The 20,334-nt window shown below is 66.6% G+C and carries 20 protein-coding genes; 7 read left to right on the top strand and 13 right to left on the bottom strand.

The annotated features are described in order from the left end of the window. Window positions 1-5 precede the first annotated feature (5 nt). The 4 genes from AC3IT0_RS10420 to AC3IT0_RS10405 are packed head-to-tail and all read right to left on the bottom strand — an operon-like array spanning window position 6 to window position 6,130. Window positions 6-1,745, bottom strand: coding sequence for an amidohydrolase (locus AC3IT0_RS10420; RefSeq protein WP_489323608.1), 1,740 nt, complete (start codon window positions 1,743-1,745; stop codon window positions 6-8). A 15-nt stretch (window positions 1,746-1,760) separates the two neighbouring features. Then, complete coding sequence (locus AC3IT0_RS10415) at window positions 1,761-3,167, bottom strand: gamma-aminobutyraldehyde dehydrogenase (protein ID WP_489323607.1); 1,407 nt, start codon at window positions 3,165-3,167, stop codon at window positions 1,761-1,763. 12 nt (window positions 3,168-3,179) lie between these two features. After that, window positions 3,180-4,799 (bottom strand): thiamine pyrophosphate-dependent enzyme, encoded by a 1,620-nt coding sequence (locus AC3IT0_RS10410; RefSeq protein ID WP_489323606.1) that lies wholly within the window; start codon window positions 4,797-4,799, stop codon window positions 3,180-3,182. Further along, a complete protein-coding gene (locus AC3IT0_RS10405; RefSeq protein WP_489323605.1) occupies window positions 4,796-6,130 on the bottom strand; it encodes an MFS transporter in 1,335 nt (444 codons plus the stop codon). The genes AC3IT0_RS10410 and AC3IT0_RS10405 overlap by 4 nt, the downstream gene beginning before the upstream one ends. Window positions 6,131-6,289: 159 nt before the next feature. On the opposite strand from AC3IT0_RS10405, the gene AC3IT0_RS10400 reads away from it, so the two are divergent. The 5 genes from AC3IT0_RS10400 (at window position 6,290) to AC3IT0_RS10380 (ending at window position 10,515) form a co-directional block, all read left to right on the top strand. Beyond that, window positions 6,290-7,474: an RsbRD N-terminal domain-containing protein gene (locus AC3IT0_RS10400; protein WP_489323604.1), complete on the top strand. Its 1,185-nt coding sequence runs from the start codon at window positions 6,290-6,292 to the stop codon at window positions 7,472-7,474. 101 nt (window positions 7,475-7,575) lie between these two features. Next, window positions 7,576-7,929, top strand: a complete 354-nt coding sequence (locus AC3IT0_RS10395; protein WP_489323603.1) for a hypothetical protein — start codon at window positions 7,576-7,578, stop codon at window positions 7,927-7,929. 203 nt (window positions 7,930-8,132) lie between these two features. Beyond that, window positions 8,133-9,485 carry an MFS transporter gene (locus AC3IT0_RS10390; protein ID WP_489323602.1) on the top strand — a complete coding sequence of 451 codons (1,353 nt, stop codon included), beginning with the start codon at window positions 8,133-8,135 and terminating at the stop codon, window positions 9,483-9,485. After that, entirely contained in the window at window positions 9,482-9,892 is a 411-nt protein-coding gene (locus AC3IT0_RS10385) for a RidA family protein (RefSeq protein WP_489323601.1), read from the top strand. Before AC3IT0_RS10390 ends, AC3IT0_RS10385 begins: the two co-directional genes overlap by 4 nt. Then, window positions 9,889-10,515: an RraA family protein gene (locus AC3IT0_RS10380; protein WP_489323600.1), complete on the top strand. Its 627-nt coding sequence runs from the start codon at window positions 9,889-9,891 to the stop codon at window positions 10,513-10,515. Before AC3IT0_RS10385 ends, AC3IT0_RS10380 begins: the two co-directional genes overlap by 4 nt. A gap of 81 nt (window positions 10,516-10,596) precedes the next feature. Here AC3IT0_RS10380 and AC3IT0_RS10375 read toward each other — a convergent pair whose 3' ends face one another. The 8 genes from AC3IT0_RS10375 to AC3IT0_RS10340 form a co-directional block, all read right to left on the bottom strand. Further along, window positions 10,597-11,355, bottom strand: coding sequence for an aldose epimerase family protein (locus tag AC3IT0_RS10375; RefSeq protein ID WP_489323599.1), 759 nt, complete (start codon window positions 11,353-11,355; stop codon window positions 10,597-10,599). After that, the gene (araA, locus tag AC3IT0_RS10370) at window positions 11,316-12,836 is read right to left on the bottom strand and encodes an L-arabinose isomerase (protein ID WP_489323598.1); all 1,521 of its coding nucleotides are present in this window, start codon (window positions 12,834-12,836) and stop codon (window positions 11,316-11,318) included. Before araA ends, AC3IT0_RS10375 begins: the two co-directional genes overlap by 40 nt. 28 nt (window positions 12,837-12,864) lie before the next feature. Further along, entirely contained in the window at window positions 12,865-13,569 is a 705-nt protein-coding gene (locus AC3IT0_RS10365; RefSeq protein WP_489323597.1) for an L-ribulose-5-phosphate 4-epimerase, read from the bottom strand. After that, complete coding sequence (araB, locus tag AC3IT0_RS10360; RefSeq protein ID WP_489323596.1) at window positions 13,566-15,290, bottom strand: ribulokinase; 1,725 nt, start codon at window positions 15,288-15,290, stop codon at window positions 13,566-13,568. The genes AC3IT0_RS10365 and araB overlap by 4 nt, the downstream gene beginning before the upstream one ends. 105 nt (window positions 15,291-15,395) lie before the next feature. Then, a complete protein-coding gene (locus AC3IT0_RS10355) occupies window positions 15,396-16,409 on the bottom strand; it encodes a LacI family DNA-binding transcriptional regulator (protein ID WP_489323595.1) in 1,014 nt (337 codons plus the stop codon). Between the two features lie 83 nt (window positions 16,410-16,492). Beyond that, window positions 16,493-17,128, bottom strand: coding sequence for a dihydrofolate reductase family protein (locus AC3IT0_RS10350; protein ID WP_489323594.1), 636 nt, complete (start codon window positions 17,126-17,128; stop codon window positions 16,493-16,495). Between the two features lie 130 nt (window positions 17,129-17,258). Next, window positions 17,259-17,636: a hypothetical protein gene (locus tag AC3IT0_RS10345; RefSeq protein ID WP_489323593.1), complete on the bottom strand. Its 378-nt coding sequence runs from the start codon at window positions 17,634-17,636 to the stop codon at window positions 17,259-17,261. A 32-nt stretch (window positions 17,637-17,668) separates the two neighbouring features. Next, window positions 17,669-17,986, bottom strand: a complete 318-nt coding sequence (locus AC3IT0_RS10340; protein WP_489323592.1) for a hypothetical protein — start codon at window positions 17,984-17,986, stop codon at window positions 17,669-17,671. A gap of 210 nt (window positions 17,987-18,196) precedes the next feature. Here AC3IT0_RS10340 and AC3IT0_RS10335 point away from each other — a divergent pair, with 210 nt between their 5' ends. Together AC3IT0_RS10335 and AC3IT0_RS10330 are read left to right on the top strand one after the other, a co-directional pair. Beyond that, window positions 18,197-18,598 carry a RidA family protein gene (locus AC3IT0_RS10335; RefSeq protein ID WP_489323591.1) on the top strand — a complete coding sequence of 134 codons (402 nt, stop codon included), beginning with the start codon at window positions 18,197-18,199 and terminating at the stop codon, window positions 18,596-18,598. Beyond that, window positions 18,595-19,014: a nuclear transport factor 2 family protein gene (locus AC3IT0_RS10330; protein ID WP_489323590.1), complete on the top strand. Its 420-nt coding sequence runs from the start codon at window positions 18,595-18,597 to the stop codon at window positions 19,012-19,014. The genes AC3IT0_RS10335 and AC3IT0_RS10330 overlap by 4 nt, the downstream gene beginning before the upstream one ends. A gap of 41 nt (window positions 19,015-19,055) precedes the next feature. Here AC3IT0_RS10330 and AC3IT0_RS10325 read toward each other — a convergent pair whose 3' ends face one another. After that, window positions 19,056-20,243: a 4-hydroxybenzoate 3-monooxygenase gene (locus tag AC3IT0_RS10325; RefSeq protein ID WP_489323589.1), complete on the bottom strand. Its 1,188-nt coding sequence runs from the start codon at window positions 20,241-20,243 to the stop codon at window positions 19,056-19,058. Between the last annotated feature and the right edge of the window lie 91 nt (window positions 20,244-20,334).

The raw sequence follows: 20,334 nt of genomic DNA, 5'->3' as shown, positions 1-20,334 counted from the left end.
TTCCCCTATGAACGATGCTGGTCGGAATGGTGGTGGTCAGTGGTTGGTAAAGCGTTGGTGCGGGCGGCCGGCGGCGCATCCGCCCGGTAAGTGAAGGAACCTCCGACGGCGGTGCCCAGGATCCGGAGGTCTGCGATGTTGGCGGCGGTCAGGGGCGATCCGGACAGGATGGTGAAGTCCGCCAGTTTGCCGGGCGTCAGTGACCCTTTCAGGGCGCCGGCGCCGGTGGCTGCGGCCGCACCGGTCGTGTAAGCGGCGAGGGCCTGGAGCGGGGTGAGCCGTTCGTCCAGGTTGCCGAACACGCCGCCGGAGGCCATCCGGCGGTCCACAAAGGCCTGCATTCCCTTGAGCACGTTGCCGTCGGCCACGGGCCGGTCCGAGCTGCCGGCCAGCGTCACGCCGGCCGCCAGGAACGTCGCCGCCCGGTACGCCCAGCCCAGCCTTGCGGGGCCCAGCGATTCCGTCATGCCATCGCCGCCGTCCCGGAAGAAGCTTGCCTGCGGGGTGACCGCGATTCCTGCCGACGCCAGGGCGGCCAGCTGTTCGGGCCTGACCATGGAGGCGTGTTCGATCCGGTTCGGCAGTGCCCTGCGCCCGTATTTGGCGGTGCAGTCCGCCAGGATGGTGATGGCCAGGTCAACGGCGCGGTCGCCGATGGCGTGGGCGGCGATTGACCACCCGGCGGCGTAGGCGGCCTCGATCCTGTCCCTGAGCTGGTCCGGATCGGCCTGGAAGTAGCCCCTGTTGCCGGTGTTGTCGCGCTGGCCGTGGCTGCAGAACTCCTGGCTGACGGCCGCCGTCTCCCCCAGCAGCGAGCCGTCGAGGAAAACCTTGGCGGGCCCGAGGGAGAGGAAGTCGCTTCCGAAGCCGCTGGCGATCCCCAAATCCAGGCCGGCGGGCATGGTTCCGGGGCTGTCCGAAGCGTGCACGTCCAACGCATGCAGGACATCGAGCACCGGCATCACTTGGGCACGGGCATGCAGCCTGCCGTTGGCCAGGGCGCGCTGGTATGCCGCCAGTTCAACGGGGCTGTGTCCGATCCAGCCGCCGCCGATGCCCGCTTCCGTAAAGCTCGTGATGCCCTCCGCGGCATAGTGCAGGGTGGCACGGTCCAGGGCATCTTCCAGGGCGTCGAGGGAGTACGGCAGGATAAGGTTCTGGATCAGCTGCTGCGCCGTTTCCTGGATGAGGCCGGTGGGCCTGCCGCCGGCGTCGCGGACTATCAGCCCGCCGTCGGGATCCGGGAACGACGGCGCCTGGGCACCTGCCAGCCGCAAAGCCGCGGTGTTGGCCACCGCCATGTGCCCGGAGTTGTGCCGGATGAGCAGCGGACGTCCGCCCGTGATCCGATCCAGCACCGCGATGTCGGGGAAAGCCCCGCCATGGTGGTGCTGGCTGAAGCCGTTGGCCAGGAGCCAGCCACCGCCCTGTCCGGACCCGCCCTGTCCGGAGTCCACAGCCGTTTCCGCCTCCAGCAGCGCGTACAGCTGGTCCAGCCCGCGGGCACCGGACACGTCCAGTTCCGCCAGGCCGAGGCCGAACCAGGCAGTGTGGCAGTGGGCGTCGATGAAGCCCGGCGTCACAGTGGCACCGTCCAGGTCCCGGACCTCGGAGGCAGCCAGCCCGTCGAGGTCGCCGTCGAAGCCCACAATGCGCCCCTGCCACACACCCAGCGCGGTGGCGCGCGGACGGTCCGCGTCCATCGTGATGATGTCCGCGTTGCGCAGCAGGAGGTCGAGTTTCATGATCGGATTCCTGGCCTACCGGTGTGACGTGGTGACGGACTTGATCCGGGTGTAGTCCTCAAGTCCGTAGACGGAGAGATCCTTGCCGGTGCCGGAATGCTTGAAGCCGCCGTGCGGGGCTTCGGCGGGGATCACCTGGTGGCAGTTGATCCAGACGGCGCCGAAATCCAGCTCCATGGACACCCGGGTGACCACGCCGTGGTTCTCGGACCAGACGCTGGAGGCCAGAGCGTACTTGGTGCCGTTGGCCAGCTCGATGGCCTCTTCCTCCGTGGCGAAGGGCTGCACGGTGAGCACGGGACCGAAGATCTCGTCGCACACCACCTCGTCGCTCTGGAAGACGCCGTCGATCACGGTGGGCTGGAAATAATAGCCGGTGCCGGTGCGCTTGCCGCCGGAGAGGACCGTGGCGTTCGCCGGGAGCCGGGACATAAACCCCTCCACCCGTTCAAGCTGCGCGGCGCTGTTCAACGGCCCGAGGTCTGCGTCGTCGCCGCCCACGGTCAGCGCGGCCGCCGCGGCTCCAAGGGCAGCGGCGAACTCGGCCTGGATGGACTGCTCCACCAGCACGCGGGTGACTGCCGTGCAGTCCTGGCCGGCGTTGAAGAAGGCGCTCAGCGCGATCTCCCGGGCGGTGCGGGCAATGTCGACGTCGGCGAAGACGATCGCGGGTGCCTTGCCGCCGAGCTCGAGGTGGACGTCCTTGAGCGTTTTGGCCGCCGCGGACATCACCTGTGCTCCGGCGCGGGTGGATCCGGTGATGGACACCATTTCCGGGATCTCGTGGTCAACCATGGCGGCACCGGCGTCGCGGCCGCCGCAGACAACGTTTACGACGCCGGCCGGGAATACTTCCTGGGCCAGCTCGCCCAGCATCACCGTGGACCACGGCGTGGTGTCAGCCGGCTTGAGGACCAGCGTGTTGCCGGCGGCGAGTGCCGGGCCGATCTTCCAGATGGCCATCATGAACGGGTAGTTCCACGGGGTGATCTGCGCGACCACGCCCAGCGGTTCCCGGCGGATGGAGGAAGTGAAGCCCTCGACGTACTCCGTGGACGCCGTGCCGGATACCACCCGGCAGGCGCCGGCGAAGAAGCGCAGCTGATCGGCGCCGCGCAGGATTTCCAGCTCGCGGGTCGCTGCCCGGGGCTTGCCGGTGCACGCCACCTCAGCATCCAGCAGGCGGTCCACGTTGGCGTCGATGAGGTCCGCAAGCTTGAGCAGCATGGCCTGGCGTTCGCCCGGCGTCGTGCGTCTGTAGCCCTTGAATGCCTGCTGCGCGGACTGGAAGGCGAGGTCGACGGCGGCCGCGTCGCTGTCCGGGGCGGTGCCGATCTGGAGTCCCGTGCTGGGGTCGAAGAAGGGCAGGCTGGCCGAGGCGTCAACGGCCTGGCCGTTGATGATGTTCTTGAGCGTGATCACGTGGGGCTCCAGTCAGTTGCTCTTGGGGGAACGGGTGGTGGGATCCTGCGGCAGGTGCAGCACGGCGGGCAAACCGGACTCGACGGCGCGGCGGAAGGCACCGGCGAAGTCCTCGGCCTTCTCGATGCGCTCGCCGTAGCCGCCGTAGGAGCGGGCGAGGGCGGCGAAGTCCGGGTTGGTCATGTGCGTGCCGGAGGGGCGGCCCGGGTAGTGGGCTTCCTGGTGTTCGCGGATGGTGGCGAAGATGCCGTTGTCCACCACCAGCACGATGAACTTCGCGCCGTGGCCCATGGCGGTGGCGATTTCCTGGCCGTTCATCATGAAGCAGCCGTCGCCGGCCACCGAGATGACCTGCCGGCCCGGGTAGGCGAGGGACGCTGCGACGGCGGCGGGGATGCCCATGCCCATGGCGCCGTTCCGGGGCGCCGCCAGGGAGTTGGCGCTGTTGTGCTGCAGGTAGCGGGCTGGCCACAGGGCGTGGTTGCCTGCACCGAAGGTGAGGACAGCGTCATCGGCCATTTCCTGCTTGAGGATTTCCATCACGACGCCGAGGTCCACGCCCGTGCCGCCGTCGGGCTGGGCCGAGGAGAACTTGAGGTACTCGGCGCGGGCGTCGGCGAACCAGCCAGCGGCTGGCCGCACGGCGGATTCCACGCCTGCCAGAACCGTGGAGAAGGCCGTGACGTCGGCGGTGATGTGCTGGTCCATGCGGCCGAAGTGGCCCAGGAGGTCGGCGTCGGCATTGACCACCACGGTCACGGCGTCGAGGCCACGGGTGTAACCGTCTGAGAGAACGTCGCCGCGGACGCAGCCGAGGAAGACGATCAGGTCCGCCGCGTCAAGCCGTTCGGCGTTGGCGTCGCTGCGGCCGTAGCCGAGGAAACCGGCGTAGGCGTCAGAGTGGTGCGGCACGGCGTCGTAGGCTCGGAAATCCGCGACGACGGGAACACCGTGGCGGTTGGCCCAGCCGGCCAGGGCTTCGCCGGATTCCTGGGTCCAGCCTTCGCCGCCCACGACGATGAGGGGCTTGCTGGCGGCGGCGAGCCGGGCTTCGAGCTCGGCCAGGTCCGGGGCGGCCGGGGCCGGGCGGGAGACCTTGCGCGGTTCCACCGTCCCGGATGCAATGGCGTGGACCAGCACGTCTTCCGGAAGTCCGATGACCACGGGTCCTGGGCGGCCGCTCAGGGCGGTGAAGATGGCGTCGTCCACCACGCGGGCGGCGGACGCGGCGTCGTCGAGCGTTACTACTTTCTTGGCGGTGCTGCCGAACCAGGCGTTGATGTCGAATTCCTGGAAGGATTCGCGGCCGCGGTCCGCCACGGGGATGAGGCCCACGAACAGGATCATGGGGGTGGCGTCCTGGTGGGCCGTGTGGATGGCGATGAAGGCGTTGGCCGCTCCGGGGCCACGGGTCACCATGGCCACGCCGGGCAGCTCAGTGAGGCGGCCTTCCGCGAGGGCCATAAATCCGGCGCCGCCTTCATGCCTGGTCACGACGGTTTCAATCGAGGAACCGTGCAGTCCGTCCAGGACATCCAGGAAGCTTTCGCCGGGGACGCCGTAAACACGCTTGACGCCGGCACGTTCGAGCTGGGCGACGATCAGGTGGCCGGCGGTGGTTGTTGTGCTCAATGCTTCATACCTTCTTCTTCGATACTGAGGGCGGGCAGGACCAACCCTGAGAGTGCGGTCAGGACCGACACAACCAGCAGGATGATGGCCCCGGGCCAGAATGAATTGCCGCTGGCAGCCACGAGGGCTGTGGCGATCAGGGGAACAAAGCCGGAAATAACGCCGGCGCTGTTGGAAGTGATGGCTACGCCGGTGTAGCGGACACGGGTGGCGAACAGTGCCGTGAGGGCGGTGCCCGAGACAGCGTAGGGAACGGAGAGGGTGGCCACGCCGATGATCATGGCGCCGATGACCAGCACCGGATTTGCCGTGTCGATGGCCAGGAAGACCGGGACGGCCACGAGTGCGGAAGCCACGCCGCCCCAAAGGATCACTTTGCTGGCACCGTACTTCTCGCCCATGCGTCCGGCCCAGATGAGGACGAAGATCTCGAAGACCGCAGCGAGGAGCGAGCCCAGCAGGAGGGTTTCGTAGGGCATCTTGAGGATCTTGGTGCCGTAGAAGACCACAAAGCTGGTGATGAGGTAGAAGCCGCCGATGCCCAGCAGCGCGGAGCACATGCCTACCATGATCTGGCGCCAACTCTTGGTCAGGACACCGCGGATGGGCGCATGTTCGGTCTCGCCGGCTTCCATCAGGGCTTCGAATTCGGGGGATTCACTGAGGCGGCTCCGGATCCACATGGAGATGGCCAGCAGCGGGATGGCCGCCACGAAGGGGATGCGCCAGCCCCAGGCGTCAAAGTTGGTCTGGCCCACCAGATAGAGCATTCCGAAGAAGCCTCCAGAGGACAGGATGGTGCCGATCGGCGAACCGATCTGCGGCAGCGCCGCAGAGCGTGCACGCTTGGCGACGGGGGCGTTTTCGACGGCGATAATCACCGCGCCGCTCCACTCGCCGCCCACGGCCAGGCCCTGCAGGATGCGCAGTGCTACCAGGATGATGGGGGCTGCGACGCCGATGGTCATGTAGTTCGGCAGGAGACCGATCAGGCCGGTCACAACGCCGATGCCCACGATGGTGACCATGAGGATCTTCTTCCGGCCAATCTTGTCCCCGAGCGAGCCGAAGATGAAGCCTCCGATGGGGCGCGCCACGAAGCCGACAGCGAGGGTGGCGAAGGAGCTCATGGCGGCCACGAACGGGTCCTCGGACACGAAGTACTGGGCATTGAACACCAGTGCCGCGGCGGTGGTGAAAAGGAAGAAGTCGTACCACTCAAGGGCTGTGCCAACAAGGGCTGCCAGGGCCACCTTGCGGGTGACACTCTCATCCACGATGCGCGGGACCTGCTGGTCCACGCCTGTCGCCGTGCTGTCGTTGATTGCCATGAATACTCCAGATAGATACTGACCGGATGGTGCGGGCCTACAGCCTGCTGGCCGCTTGTCAGGTGATGCGGCGCACCTTGAACGTGAATCCATTCTTCCAGTAGGTTCGTCCAAAAAAACTAGCAATGCACCACGGGATATTGGTCCTAGAATGTGGGAATGCACAATGATCAGGACTATGGCGCCCGCTGGGGAGAGTTGGTTGAGCGGCTGCATGGCCGTGTCCACGAACTGACTGAGCTGTTTTTAGCGCGGGTGCAGGAGATTCCCGAATACTCCGGCAGCACCGTGGACATGACGGAACTGCGGGATACGGCGCGCGAAACGTTCCACCGGCTGGTGGACGGGCTGCGCGACAAGGAACTGCAGCGGTCCGGACGCAACGGCGACCAGGACTCGCTGGTGCGGTTCTCGTTGGAGCTGGGAGCGAAGAGGGCACGCGCCGGGATCTCACCCGAAGCCCTCACCTCGGCTGTGCGGCTTGATTTCAGCATCCTGTGGGAGGATTTACTTCAGATCTCCGAGCCCCAGGATGCGGCGCTGCTCACGTCCCGGGTGGACCGGGTGTGGGGTGTGGTGGACGAATTCGCCGCGCACACGCACTCGAGCTATTCGGCCGAGCGGGTCCGCATGGCCCAGGAGGAATCCAACATCCGGCGCGAATTCATCGCCCGGCTGTTCAGCAAATCCGAACTCTCGGCGGACACCATCAGCCAGGCATCAGCCGCCCTGGTCACCGACCCCGACGCCCGCTACTCGATTGTGGCCGCCAGCGGGGAGGCGGCCACCAAGCTCCGCGCCTTTGCCCAGGGCCCCCAGTCCTCACAGCGGCTTTTTGTCCACGAATTCGGAGGCAGTACGTATGTCTTCTGGGCATTGGGTAAGGCCACGGTCGGCGTGCGGCAACCCGCGGCGCCGTTTATCCCGGCCGGCATCGCCGGGATCCCCTGCGGCTATGTGGAGAGTTTCTCCGGGCTGCGCGGCCTCCCGCCGGCCGCCCGGACCGCTGAGCGCCTGGCCCTGCTGCTCCATCCGACGGACCGGGGACCGCTGACGGCCGCCGCGGCGTGGGCCCGGCTGGCCAAGCAACAGCTCCAGGATGCTGGCCTGGACCTGTGGGCGGATCTGGACGCGGCACTCGCGCCGTGCCGAGGCGGAGAACGCGAACGCCTCGAGGAGACTGTGCGCCATTTCCTGTCCACCGGCAACATCACCACCACGGCCCAGGTCCTCTTCTGCCACCGCAACACCATCCTCAACCGGCTCAACCGCTTCCAGGACCTGACCGGGATCGACCTCGCCGTTCCCGCCCAGGTGGCCAGGCTCGTAGTGGCGTGGGCTTAACGTCTGCGAGCGCCCCTATTGGCGACGCCTGCCCAAGCCACACCCCCCTTGACCGTGGGGCGCAACGGTGCCGTAATGAAGTTGAGTGGAGGAGGACGATCGTGGACGTCTTGGAATCCGTGTCCAGGGGAATGCGCGTTGTGGATGCGTCGGGCGATGATATCGGTGCCGTTGAGCGCATCGTTCCGGCCAACACGAAGGCAGAAGTGTTCGAAGAAGCCGCCACGGCTTCCCAACAGGATTTGCTCAACCTCGGGCTGAGTGCTGTCTTCGGCAGGGAACCGAAAGTACCCGAGCTGATGGCCCGGCGGTTGTTCCATGCGGGCTACATCAAAATCGATGCCCGCGGATTCTGGGCCAGCGACTCCTATGCGGCTGCGGACGCCATCAACCGGGTCGAAGACGGAAAGGTGTACCTGAACCTGACCCGGCACGAACTTTCTGCCCAGGTGTGACGCACTGATCCGGCGCAGGCCGCCCGACTGGTGGCGGCCTGCGCGTCGCCGCCCATTAACACCCTCAGGGGTGTTTTGTGTGAACTCACATTTATCGGCGTTTTCTGGTGGATTTTTTGCCATTGAACTGTGATGGCTGACACAGAATAGTTGGTAACTACCTTGCATCGGACAATCGTCCCCGCACCCCATCTGGAGAACTGATGGCCAACACGGTAGAAACCACCGCCGCCGCTGCTACGGCACGGCTGGATCTCACAAAAATGCGCAAAATCGCCCTCGCCAGCGTCATCGGCACCACCGTCGAGTGGTACGACCTCTTCGTTTTCGGCACGGCATCCGCGCTCGTCTTCAACAAGATCTTCTTCCCCAGCTTCGATCCGATCGTGGGCACCATGCTCGCGTTCGGCACCTTCGCCTCGGCCTACATTGCCCGTATGGTGGGCGCCATCATCTTCGGCCATTTCGGCGACCGCCTGGGCCGCAAGTCCATGCTGCTGGTATCCCTGCTGACCATGGGCGCGGCAACCTTCGCGATCGGGCTGCTGCCCGACTACAACAGCATCGGCATCATGGCCCCGCTGCTGCTCCTGTTCCTCCGCGTCATCCAGGGCCTGGCCCTGGGCGGCGAATGGGGCGGCGCGGTGCTCATGACCGTGGAGCACGCCCCTGCCAACCGCCGCGGCTTCTTCGGTTCCCTGGTTCAGGTGGGCGTCCCCGCCGGCACGCTGATCGCCAACGTCGCGTTCCTGATCGTGGCCTCCACCGTCAGCACCGAGGCCCTGTACTCCTGGGGCTGGCGCATCCCGTTCCTGGCCTCCGTTCTCCTGGTCACGGTGGGCATCTACATCCGCCTGAACATCGAGGAAACCCCCTCGTTCCAGGCCGTCAAGACCGCCGGCGCCAAGGCAAAGATGCCCTTTGCCGCGCTCATGGCCAAGTACTGGAAGCAGGTTGTCCTGGGCGGCATCGCCACCCTCTCCACGGGCAGCACCTTCACCCTGCTGGTGGCCTCCGGCGTCTCGTACGGCAAGAAGGAACTGGGCCACTCCGAGAGCCTGATGCTCTGGGTGGTGCTGGTCTCCTGCATCCTGGGACTGTTCCTCATCCCGTTCTTCGGCAGGCTCTCGGACAAGTTCGGCCGCAAGCCCATCATCTTCGCCGGCATTGCCGCCGAGGCACTCCTGGCCTTCCCGATGTTCTGGCTTATGGACACCAAGTCCGTGGCACTGCTCTTCGTCGCCTACCTGGCCATGATGACGGCGTTCTGCGCCAACTACGGCCCCATCGCGACGTTCCTGGCCGAGCTGTTCGGCTCCAAGGTCCGATACTCGGGCCTGTCCGTGGCCTACATGCTCTCCGGTCTCCTGGGCAGCGCCGCCACCCCGTTCGTCACCACATGGCTGCTGGGCGTCACGCACCAGAGTTCGTCCATCGCCTGGTACATCATGGGAGCCTCCCTGGTCTCCCTCACGGCGCTCGTGATCCTGACGGAAACCCGCTACGGCAACATCGACGCCGTCGACGAGTCCCCCGTTGAAGCGGCAGCGAAGTGACGGCAGCCTCCCCCGCGGAAACCATCCGGCGGATCACTGAGATCCCCGGCGGGGCGCCCGCCGTCGGGCCCTTCTCCCAGGCAGTGGTCGCCAACGGGTTCGTGTTCACCGCCGGGCAGATCCCCGCAATCACGGGACTGGACCACCAGCCGGAAACGTTCGAGGAACAGGTCCGCCAGACACTCCGGAACCTCACCGCAGTGCTGCAGGCCGCCGGCTCCGGGCTGGCCCAGGTGGTCAAAGTCAACACCTACCTCACCGACCCGGGGCAGCTGGAGGAGTACAACCGCGTCTATGCGGAGTTCTTCGGCGACGCCAGGCCGGCACGCACGTCGGTCTGCGTCAGCCTCTGGGGAGTCTCCCTGGAAATCGAATGTGTTGCGGTGCTGGCTGAGGCGGGCCAGTGAGCACGAAAGTCCTGGCAGGCACGGAGGTCCTGGCCGGCCTGGAGGCCGTCAGCTACCCCACCATCGGGCACTTCCTCGAAGACGGCTTCCTTGATCCGGCCATCCAGTCGCTGCTGGCCGGCGTGAAGGTGGCCGGGCCTGCCGTCACCGTCCGGATCGTCGGCAACGATGCCATCGCCATGAACCGGGCGCTGCTGGAGCTGTACCCCGGAGCCGTGCTGGTGGTGGACATGGACGGCGATCGCCGCCACGCCCCCGTCGGCGCGGTGACGGCGGCGGCCGCCAAGGCCCAGGGCGCCGCCGGCATCGTGGTGGACGGCGTGGCCACGGACGTGCTGGAGCTGCGAAGCACCGGGCTGCCGGTCTTCGCCCGCGGCACCTCGTGCCTCACCACCAAGCGCCTGCACGGCACTGAGTCCGCGGTCAACATTCCTGTGACATGCGGGGGTGTGGATGTCGCCCCCGGCGACTGGGTGCTGGGGGACGATAACGGCGTGATCGTACTGTCCCCGCAGGAAGCGGCAGCCGTCCTGGAGCAGGCGCTCGCCTCGGATGAGGCGGAGCCGGAGCTGCTTGCACGGATCGCCGCAGGAGAACCGCTCGAGACGCTGCTGGCGCACTGACCTGCGCGTGTACTGAAGCGGCGGACCCGGCACACTGCCGGGTCGGCCGCTTCAGTGCGTCAACGACACAACCACTCGGCATCAGGCGGCGAAAATGCTCCAGCCAGCCTGGTGGCTGCTGCCCGGCTCCAGCTGCACGAGGTCCTGGCCGCTGTTGAAGGCGTCCGGCGGACAGGTCATCGGCTCAACCGCCAGGCCCAGCCTGTTGGCCGCGGGCGCGGGCTTGTCTGCGGTATGTACCTGCACCCAAGGGCATGCCCGGTCCCAGGCCATTCCCACTCCGGTTCCGCCAGGGTCCCTGACGATCAGCTGCGCGCGGCCGCCGTCGTCGAACTCAAGGTCCGTGAAGGCGTGGTCGATCTGCGTGCCGCCGATGGCCCGTGGCGTCCGGAAGTCGAACTGATGGCCCTCGACCGGCCGGGTGGCCACAGGCAGCAGCCGGTCCGGTGTGACTTCGAGGAAAGAATTCGCGGGGATCCGGACGGTCCACTCATCCAACGGCGCGGCTCCGGCCAACAGATAGGGATGCGGGCAAACGCCATAAGGGGCCGTCTCATCGCCGGCGTTGCTTGCCGTGACAGTGGTGTGCAGCCCGGCGTCGTCCAGCCTGTAGACCACGTTGAGCCCAAGGTGGAACGGATACCCCGGGACCCCGGCGATCTCACAGGACAGGCTCAGCGCGTCGGTACCGCTGCGTTCAGTGGACCACAAACGGTCGAAGGCGAGCCGCCGCAGGGCACCGCCGCGCTGGACAACGGCGGCGGTGTAGTCCCCCGAAACAAGCTGAAGTTCGACGCCGTTCACAGCCCGCCGGCCAGCTTGTAGTAGGCGGCGTTCCACGCCAGTTCCTTCTTGAACTGCTTGATGGTGGTGCCTTCATCGATGGTGAGGAGCTCGGTCCTGGCAATCTCGGCGAAGTCCTCGAACACCTCCAGACCCACCTGCGTGGACAATACCGTGTGGTGCGCGGCGCCGGCGGTGAGCCATGCGGCGGCCGAGGTCGCGAAGTCGGGCTTCGGCTCCCAGAGGGCGCGGGCCACCGGCAGGTTCGGCAGCGGCTCGTCCAGGTCCACGACGTCCACGGTGTTCGCCACGAGCCGGAAACGGTCGCGCATGTCCGAGAGCGCCACCACGACGCCGGGGCCGGCATCGGTGTCGAACACCAGCCGGACCGGGTCTTCCTTGCCGCCGATACCCAGCGGGTGGATTTCGACGCGCGGTTTCGTGGCCGTCAGGGACGGGCAGACCTCGAGCATGTGGGCGCCCAGGATCTTCTCGGCGCCAGGCTCCAAATGGTACGTGTAGTCCTCCATCAGGGAGGCGCCACCGGGCAGGCCCGCACCCATGACCTTCGCGGCGCGGACCAGGATGGCGGTCTTCCAGTCGCCCTCGGCGCCGAAGCCGTAGCCGTCGGCCATAAGCCGCTGGACCGCGATGCCGGGCAGCTGGCGCAGTTCGCCCAGGTCCTCGAACGAGGTGGTGAACGCGGCGGATCCGTTGGCCTCAAGGAAGCTGCGCAGGCCCAGTTCGATCCGGGCGCTGTAGCGCAGCGACTCGTGCCGCGCTCCCCCGGCCTGCAGCTCCGGGACCACCTCGTAAAGGCGCTCGTACTCCGCAACCAGGGTGTCGACGTCGGACTCTGCGGCGCCGTGCACGGCGGCGGCGAGCTCGTTGACGGACCACGTGTTCACGGAGACGCCGAAGCGCAGCTCCGCTTCGGTCTTGTCACCTTCGGTGACGGCCACGTTGCGCATGTTGTCACCGAAGCGGGTCAGTTTCAGGGTCCGGACCGCGGCCCAGCCTGCCGACGCCCTCTGCCACACACCCACCTGCCGCGAGACTTCGGGGTTGGACACGTGGCCCACCACGGTCTTCCGCGGCACGCCGAGACGCGACTGGATGTAGCCGAACTCGCGGTCGCCGTGGGCGGCCTGGTTGAGGTTCATGAAGTCGAAGTCGATGTCCGCCCAGGGCAGCTCGACGTTGGCCTGGGTGTGCAGGTGCAGGAGCGGCTTGCGCAGCAGGTCCAGGCCCTGGATCCACATCTTGGCCGGACTGAAGGTGTGCATCCACGCCGTCACACCGATCACGGAATCGTCCGAGTTCGCTTCCAGCGCGGTGCGGCGGATGGCGTCAGAATCAGTGAGGACCGGCTTCCAGACCACCCTGACCGGGACATCCGAGGAGGCGTTCAGCACGGCGGCGATCTCCTGTGACTGGGCGGCGACCTGCTTGAGTACATCCTCGCCGTAGAGGTGCTGGCTGCCGGTGAGGAACCATACCTCGTACTGCTGCAGGGAGGTGTTGTTGGCGTTGGGCATGGAAGTTCTCCTGAAAGTTTGCGGTGGCCTAGCGGCCGTAGACGTTCTGGTAGCGGGCGTAGAGGGATTCGATCTTGGCCTGCTCCATCGGCAGCGGCTCGCCGAGCTGCCGGGAAATATGCACGGTCCGCGCCACTTCCTCGCACATCACCGCGGCCTTGACCGCGTCCCGGGCATCCTTGCCGATGGTGAACGGGCCGTGGTTCTGCATCAGCACCGCGGGCGAGTTGGAGTTCTTCAGCGTCTCCACAATGCCCTGCCCGATCGAGTCGTCGCCGATCAGCGCGAACGGGCCCACCGGGATGGTGCCCCCGAACTCGTCCCCCATCATGGTCAGCACACACGGAATCGCTTCGCCCCGCGCCGCCCAGGCCGTGGCGTAGGTGGAGTGGGTGTGGACCACTCCCCCGACGTCCGGCATGTGCCGGTAGACATAAGCGTGCGCGGCCGTGTCCGACGACGGCGACAGCCCCGGGTTGCCCCACTCACCGTCGGCGTCGCCCGCCACGGGTACCCCATGGAGGTCGGTGACCACCATCTGTTCGGGCGTGAGGTCATCGTAGGAAACCCCGGACGGTTTGATCACCATCAGGTCATGGCCGGGGACGCGCGCAGAGACATTTCCCGCCGTCCACACCACGAGTTCGTAACGAGTCAGCTCCGCGTGGAGATCGCAGACATCCCTGCGGATCCGCGCGATGGCTTCCACGGTGCTTGCCGTCGTGGTGCTCATGCGGATGCACCAACAGCAACGAGTGACTTGGTGGCATTGCGCTGGATGGCCTTGAGCCGGTGCATTACCTCGTTGGCTCCCCGGCCGAAGTAGTCGTGGAGGGCCCGGTACTCCTGGAACAGTTCGTCGTAGGCGGCCACGTTTTCCGGGACCGGCGTGAAGACGTCGCCGGGTTCGGAGCCCATGGCTGCTGCGGCCTCGCGGATATTTGCGTACTTTCCGGCCGCGACGGCGGCGTGGATGGCCGAGCCGAGCGCCGGGCCCTGGTCCGAGCCGATGGTGGAGAGCTGCAGGCCGGTGATGTCCGCGTAGATCTGCATGAGGAGCTTGTTCTTCAACAACCCGCCGGCCACGATGAACTCCTTCACCGGCACACCGGAGTCGCGGAAGGCATCCACGATGGTGCGGGTGCCGAAGGCCGTGGCTTCCAGGAGGGCGCGGTACGTGTCTTCGGGCTTCGTGGCGAGGGTCTGGCCCACCACCACACCGGAGAGTTCGTGGTCCACCAGCACCGAGCGGTTGCCGGAGTGCCAGTCCAGGGCGATGAGTCCGTGCGCGCCGATGGCCTGGTTTGCGGCGAGCTCGGTGAGGTATTCGTGGATGCCCAGCCCGGCGGCGTCGGCCGCCTGGTGGTATTCCGGCGGGACACCATATTTGGTGAACCAGCCGAAGATATCGCCAACGCCGGACTGTCCGGCCTCGTAACCCCACAGCCCGTCCACGATCCCGCCGTCGACGACGCCGCACATGCCCGGCACTTCGCGCAGTTCGGTGCCGTTCATCACGTGGCAAGTGGAGGTGCCCATGATGGCCACCAGCTGCCCCGGATCCACTGCTTTTGCGGCCGGAGCGGTGACGTGGGCGTCCACGTTACCCACGGCCACAGCGATGCCTTCCGGCAGTCCGGTCCAGGCGGCGGCCTCGGCGGTCAAGGATCCCGCGGCGTCGCCGAGCCGGCCGATGGTGTGCTCGAGCTTGGTGCTGACGAAGTCCTTGAACGCCGGGTTCAGGGCGGCGAGGAAGTCCTCGGAGGGGTAACGGCCGTCCTGGTAGATGCCCTTGTAGCCGGCGGTGCAGGCGTTCCGCACGTAGCTGCCGCAAAGCTGCCAGATGATCCAGTCGGCGGCCTCCACCCAGTGGTCCATCGCGGCGTAGGCTTCGGGGTCCTCCTCCAGCAGCTGCAGGCCCTTGGCGAACTCCCACTCGGAGGAAATCAGCCCACCATAGCGCGGCAGCCAGGCTTCGCCGCGCTCGGCGGCCAGGGCGTTGATCCGGTCCGCCTGCGGCTGCGCCGCGTGGTGGCGCCACAGTTTCACATAGGCGTGCGGGCGGTTGGCGAAGCCGGGCAGTTCGTTGAGCGGGGTGCCGTCGGCCTTGACCGGCACCATGGTGCAGGCCGTGAAGTCCGTGGCGATGCCGACGACGGCGGCCGGGTTGATCCCGGCGTCGACGATCGCCGCAGGAACGGCATGGCGGAGGACGTCGCGGTAGTCGTTGGGGACCTGGAGCGCCCATTCCCCGGGAAGCCGGGCGGCGCCGTCGTCCGCTTCATCCGTGACGTCCGCCGGCAGCTCCTCCGTAACCACCGCGTGCGGGTAGTCGAAAACACCGCTGCCCAGTTCCTTGCCGTCACGGACCCGGACCACAACGGCCCGCCCCGAAAGTGTTCCGTAGTCCACGCCGATGACGTAGTTGTCTGTGGCGTCCACTGTGACGTCCATGAAGTCCTCCAATAGCTGGTCCGGTGTGCCCGGATTGATTCAATTGTGAGCGCTAACAATTCGGACGTCAAGTGCCGGGCCCCAGCCGGGAAGATCAGTAAAGGATCAGGCGGGAGCTGAGGTGCTGCTGCGGACTACCAGCTCCGGCTCCACCACGGTGGTGGCTCCGCCCGCGCCGCCTTCAAGGGCGCTCAGCATAACGTTCATGCAGCGCCGGCCGAGTTCCTCGAAGTCCTGGCGCACGGTGGTCAGCGGCGGGGTAAAGTAGCCCGACTCTGGCTGGTCATCAAAACCCACTACGGAGACGTCGTCGGGCACGCGGACCCCCGCCTCATTGAAGGCGCGCAGCAGGCCCAGCGCCATCTGGTCGTTGCCCACGAACAGGGCCGTCGCCGTGCGCTCAGCGGCAAGCTGCCGGCCAATCCGGTACCCACTGCCGGCGCTCCAGTCCCCTTCGATCAGGAGGTCGTCCGGCAGGCCGGCTTCGCGGAGCCGCTCACCCCACCCTTCGGCACGCGACCGGCCATCGACCCAGTCCTGGGGCCCGGACACATGGCCGATCCGCTGGTGGCCCAGGTCGATCAGGTGCGAGACCGCCAGGCGCGCGCCCAGTTTCTGGTCCACCAACGCTCCGCTGAAGAGCCCCCCACCGGCCGCGCCTACAAGGATCACGGGAACATCGAGGGTCAGGCCTTCCAGGGCCTGAACGGTACCGTCGCGCGGAACAATGACGATGATCCCGTCCGCGCCCTGGTCTGTGAGATGGCGGACGGCGTCAGAGATGGCATCCGCGCTGGCCTCCTTGATGGCCTCGATGCTCACAAAATAGCCGGCCTCCCGGGCAGCCTGCTGGACGCCGAGGAGGGTGTTGGCCGGGCCGTACTGGCCCAACTCGGCCGCGAGCACACCAATGGTTTGTGAACGCCGGGTGACAAGGCTCCTGGCAGCGGTGTTGCGCCGGTAGCCGAGCTCGGCAATGGCCGCCTCCACCTTCTCCCTGGTGCCGCTGCTGACGTTGGGGTGGTTGTTAATGACGCGTGAGACCGTCTGGTGGGACACCTTGGCCAGGGCTGCCACGTCTTCCAGGCGTGGCAGGCGTCGGTCAATGCTGTTGCCCATGCAAGGGACCCTTCGGTGGGAGGACAAGGTGTGTCCAACATTCTATGGCCGTGATCGACGCCCCTCGCGTGCCGCCGTCGTCCTCAGGGCTGGCCGGTGCCCGGCGGACCGGTGAGTACCGTGGGGATGTACTCGAGCAACTGAAGCCGGCCGTCGAAGGTCCTGCTGCTCACCATTTCGAGCGATATGTCCGGATAGCCGTCGTAGATCCGTTCCCTCCCGGTGCTGCCCGTGATCACCGGGAAGACGACCAACCGGAACCTGTCCACCAGGCCGGCGCTCAGCAGCGACCGGCAGAGACTGAGGCTGCCGAGGGTACTCAAGGTCCCGGTCCTGGTCCGTTTCATCTCCCTCACGGCCTCGACCGCGTCCCCGGTGACCAGCTCCGAGTTCGGCCAAGTCAGCGGCGCCTGCAGCGTGGAGGAGAAGGCGACCTTGGGCACGGCGGCAAGGCCGGTCAGGCTGGCCCCTTCATTTTCGGTGAATCCGGAGTCGCTGGCCGCGGCCTCCTCGGACATGCTGGACATCAGCCGGTATGTGTTCGCCCCGAGAAGGAAGGTGTAGTCCTTCTCCCCCTCCTGCCCGAGCCAGGCCAGGTATTCCGGCCCCTCCAGCCCCCACCAGCCGGGCCACCCCTCGGCCGAGGCATACCCGTCCAAGGAAATGATCAGGTCAACCATCAGGTCCGCTGATGACGCCTCTGCAGTTGTCTCGCCCATGGCCGTCCCCTCGATTTGTTCGACGTCGGCACCACGGTGGACATGGTGCCCATCGGCGCCCGTGCCGGCAATGCTAGCCCTGGAGCGATCAGACGTTCAAGGGGGCCGCGTTGGCTGACCGTTTCGGGACTCAGCTTGCGCCGGATTCCAAGTTCCGGGCTACGACCGCCAGGGTGCGCGCAAGTTCGTCAGTCGGGCTGAATTCCACCAGCTCCGTCCCGGGATCAAGCTCATCGGTGTGGCCGGGGGCTGTGTAGTATGCCTCGCCGGCTTCCACAACCTCGTCTCCTGCGGGCGTGTGCATGGTGAGCCGGCCCCGCACGATGTATCCCCAGTGGTGGCTTTGGCACAGGTCATCCGGCAAGCCCTGGTAGAACGGAGTGAAGTCACCTCCGTCTTCGAACTTTTCGAAAGCGATTGTGTAGCCGTCGGCCTCCCGGTAACGGCCCTCGTAGCCGGTCAAGCGCTCCACGCGGGCGGTCTCGTCATCTTTTGATAGCTTTGCCATCGTCTTGTTCCTTATCTTGTCTCTTGCGCGGGTTATGCCCGCGGTGTGGTTTCCGCCGCCACGATGAGCCGGCGCAGGCCTGCCCTGCTTGCCCGCGCCCACTCAATCGCGGCAAGTGACCGCAGGACGGGAATGCCAAACACTGCCAGGGCACCGGGCAGTGCGTTCGCGCGGACCAGCCTGCACGTGTAGGTGACGTCGCTCTGGTTTCCGTCCGGCCGTATTTCGTACCGGTGCACCAGGAGCCAGTCCGCCTGCGTCCCATTCTTCTTGGACTCCAGCGCGGACTCCGTGACCCGTTCGAACCTTGAGGGAGGAACGGCTTCCGTGACCACTGAGGAGTCCCGCATTCGGCATATGGCGTCCTCCGCCGTCGACGTGAACTCCGTCCCGGGCGTGGCTTGCGTACCGCCCCACCACGATGGTGTTGTCGTCGCCGCCGTCGTATTGCTGATGCGGCTCGCAGTCCACCCACGCCACGGCCTGATCCAGCACCGGATTCCCCAGCGGCGACGCGGTGTAGCCTCGCCCTGGCTCGCCGTCGGTGAGACCATACAGGCATGGCATCCATACAGCGCATCCGCCCCCAGGGGCTCATCTCGAGCCCGGCCTTCAGCCACGTCGCCATCGTGCCGCCCGGCGCGACCACCATCTACGTCGGCGGTCAGAACGCCGTCGACGCCGACGGCGCACTCGTCGGAGAGGGCGACGTGGCCGTCCAGTCTGCCCGCACCCTTGAGAACGCGAGGACCGCTCTCGCCGCGGCCGGCGCAACCTTCGACGACGTCGTGCAATGGACGGTGCTGTTCGTCGACGGCGTCGACCTCGCAGCCGCGTACGGCGCCATCGCACCGGAACTCGCGTCCGAGGAACCGGCACTGGTGACCGGAGCGCGTGTCGCCGCGCTGGGCGTGCCCGGCGCACTGATCGAGATCAGCGCCGTCGCCGCCGTGCTGCGGTGAAGGCCAGCCGCCACCCGGACGCGGGGGCGCTGGCCATTGAGTTCAACGACTGCATCAACGCGCGAGACCTGAATGCGCTTGAGCGGCTCATGGCCAACAGCCATACTTTCATCGACACGGCCGGAAACGCCATCACCGGCAAAGCGGCCTGCATCGAAGCCTGGCACGGCTTCTTCGATTCATATCCTGAGTACAGAAACATCTTCGAAGCCGTCTTGTCCCTCGGTGACCGGGCCACCATCGTCGGCCACAGCGTATGTCCAGGAGTCCCCGCTCTCGAGGGACCTGCGCTGTGGACGGCCACCGCATCCCAGCAGGAGCTAACCGAATGGCGTGTCTATGACGATACGCCCGAAGGTCGACATCGCTTGGGCATCGGCGATGAATGGTTCGCTCACGCAACCGGCCTTTCCTGACATCGACTTCCGGCGTCACGCCAGCAGCTGGCGTGCGCGGCTTAGCGCGAGCCCGGCCAGCCTGTGTAGGACTCTGCCAGGTAGGCCTTGGCGTGCTTCGATGAGACCACGGAGTGTAGCTCGCCGAGTTGGCGTGCGCGGTCGAACTCGTCGGCGCCGGGCACGGTATGCAGCATGGACGTCATCCAGTAGGAGAAGTGCTGGGCCTTCCACACGCGGTCCAGGGCGCGGTCGCTGTAGGAGTCCAGCAGCGCGGTGGAGCCGTTGGAGTAGAAGGAGTCGAGGCCTTCGAAGAGCACCTTCACATCGTGGATGGCGAGGTTGAGGCCCTTGGCGCCGGTGGGCGGGACGGTGTGGGCGGCGTCGCCGGCCAGAAAGAGGTTGCCGTGGCGCATGGGCGTGTGCACGAAACTGCGGAACGGCAGGACCATTTTTTCGAGGACCGGGCCTTCCTTAAGCTCGAAGCCATTGCCGTTGACGCGCTTGCGGAACTCGGACCAGATGCGCTCGTCGTCCCAGTCGGCCACGTTTTCCTTGGGATCGCACTGGAAATACATGCGCTGTACGGTCTCGGTGCGCTGGCTGATGAGCGCGAAGCCGTGTTTGGAGTTGGCGTAGATCAATTCGTCGGCGCTGCGCGGAGCCTCGGCCAGGATGCCGAACCAGGCGAACGGGTACTCGTGGAAGTACTGGGTCCGCGAGGCCTCCGGCACCTGGCGGCGGCAGTGGCTGCGGGAACCGTCGGCGCCCACCAGGAAGTCCGCCTGGATCTCGAAATCCCGGCCGTCGCCGTCGGTGAACCAGACCTTCGGCTTGCCCTCGAGATCATGAACTGTGGTCTCCGTGACGCTGTACCGGACGTCGCCGCCGTCGGCCTCCCGCCGTGCGGCAAGGTCTGCGAACACATCGGTCTGCGGATAAAGCCACACGGACTCCCCCACGAGTTCTTTGAAGTTGATGCGGTGGCTTTCGCCGTTGAAGCGCAGCTCGATGCCGTCGTGGCGGTCGCCTTCGCGCAGCACCCGGTCCGACACACCGGAGTCCACCAGCAGGTTCACGGTGCCGTGCTCCAGGATGCCTGCGCGGACGGTCTCCTGGATTTCCTTGCGGCTGCGGATCTCGACCACGACTGATTCGATGCCCTGCGTGGCCAGCAGGTGGGAAAGCATAAGGCCAGCGGGGCCGGCGCCCATGATGGCCACCTGGGTGGTGATGGTGGTGCGTGCCATGGTGTTCCTCGCTTCGTTGCGGATCCCGTTCGGGCGCGGGATGAGTCTGTAATCAAGTGTGGCGTGCGCTGCTTGATTGGCGTTATAAGAA

Source organism: Pseudarthrobacter sp. KH_020_B (assembly GCF_057840185.1).
The sequence above is the reverse complement of the archived record's forward strand: the minus strand, read 5'-3'. Positions and strand labels throughout refer to the sequence as shown.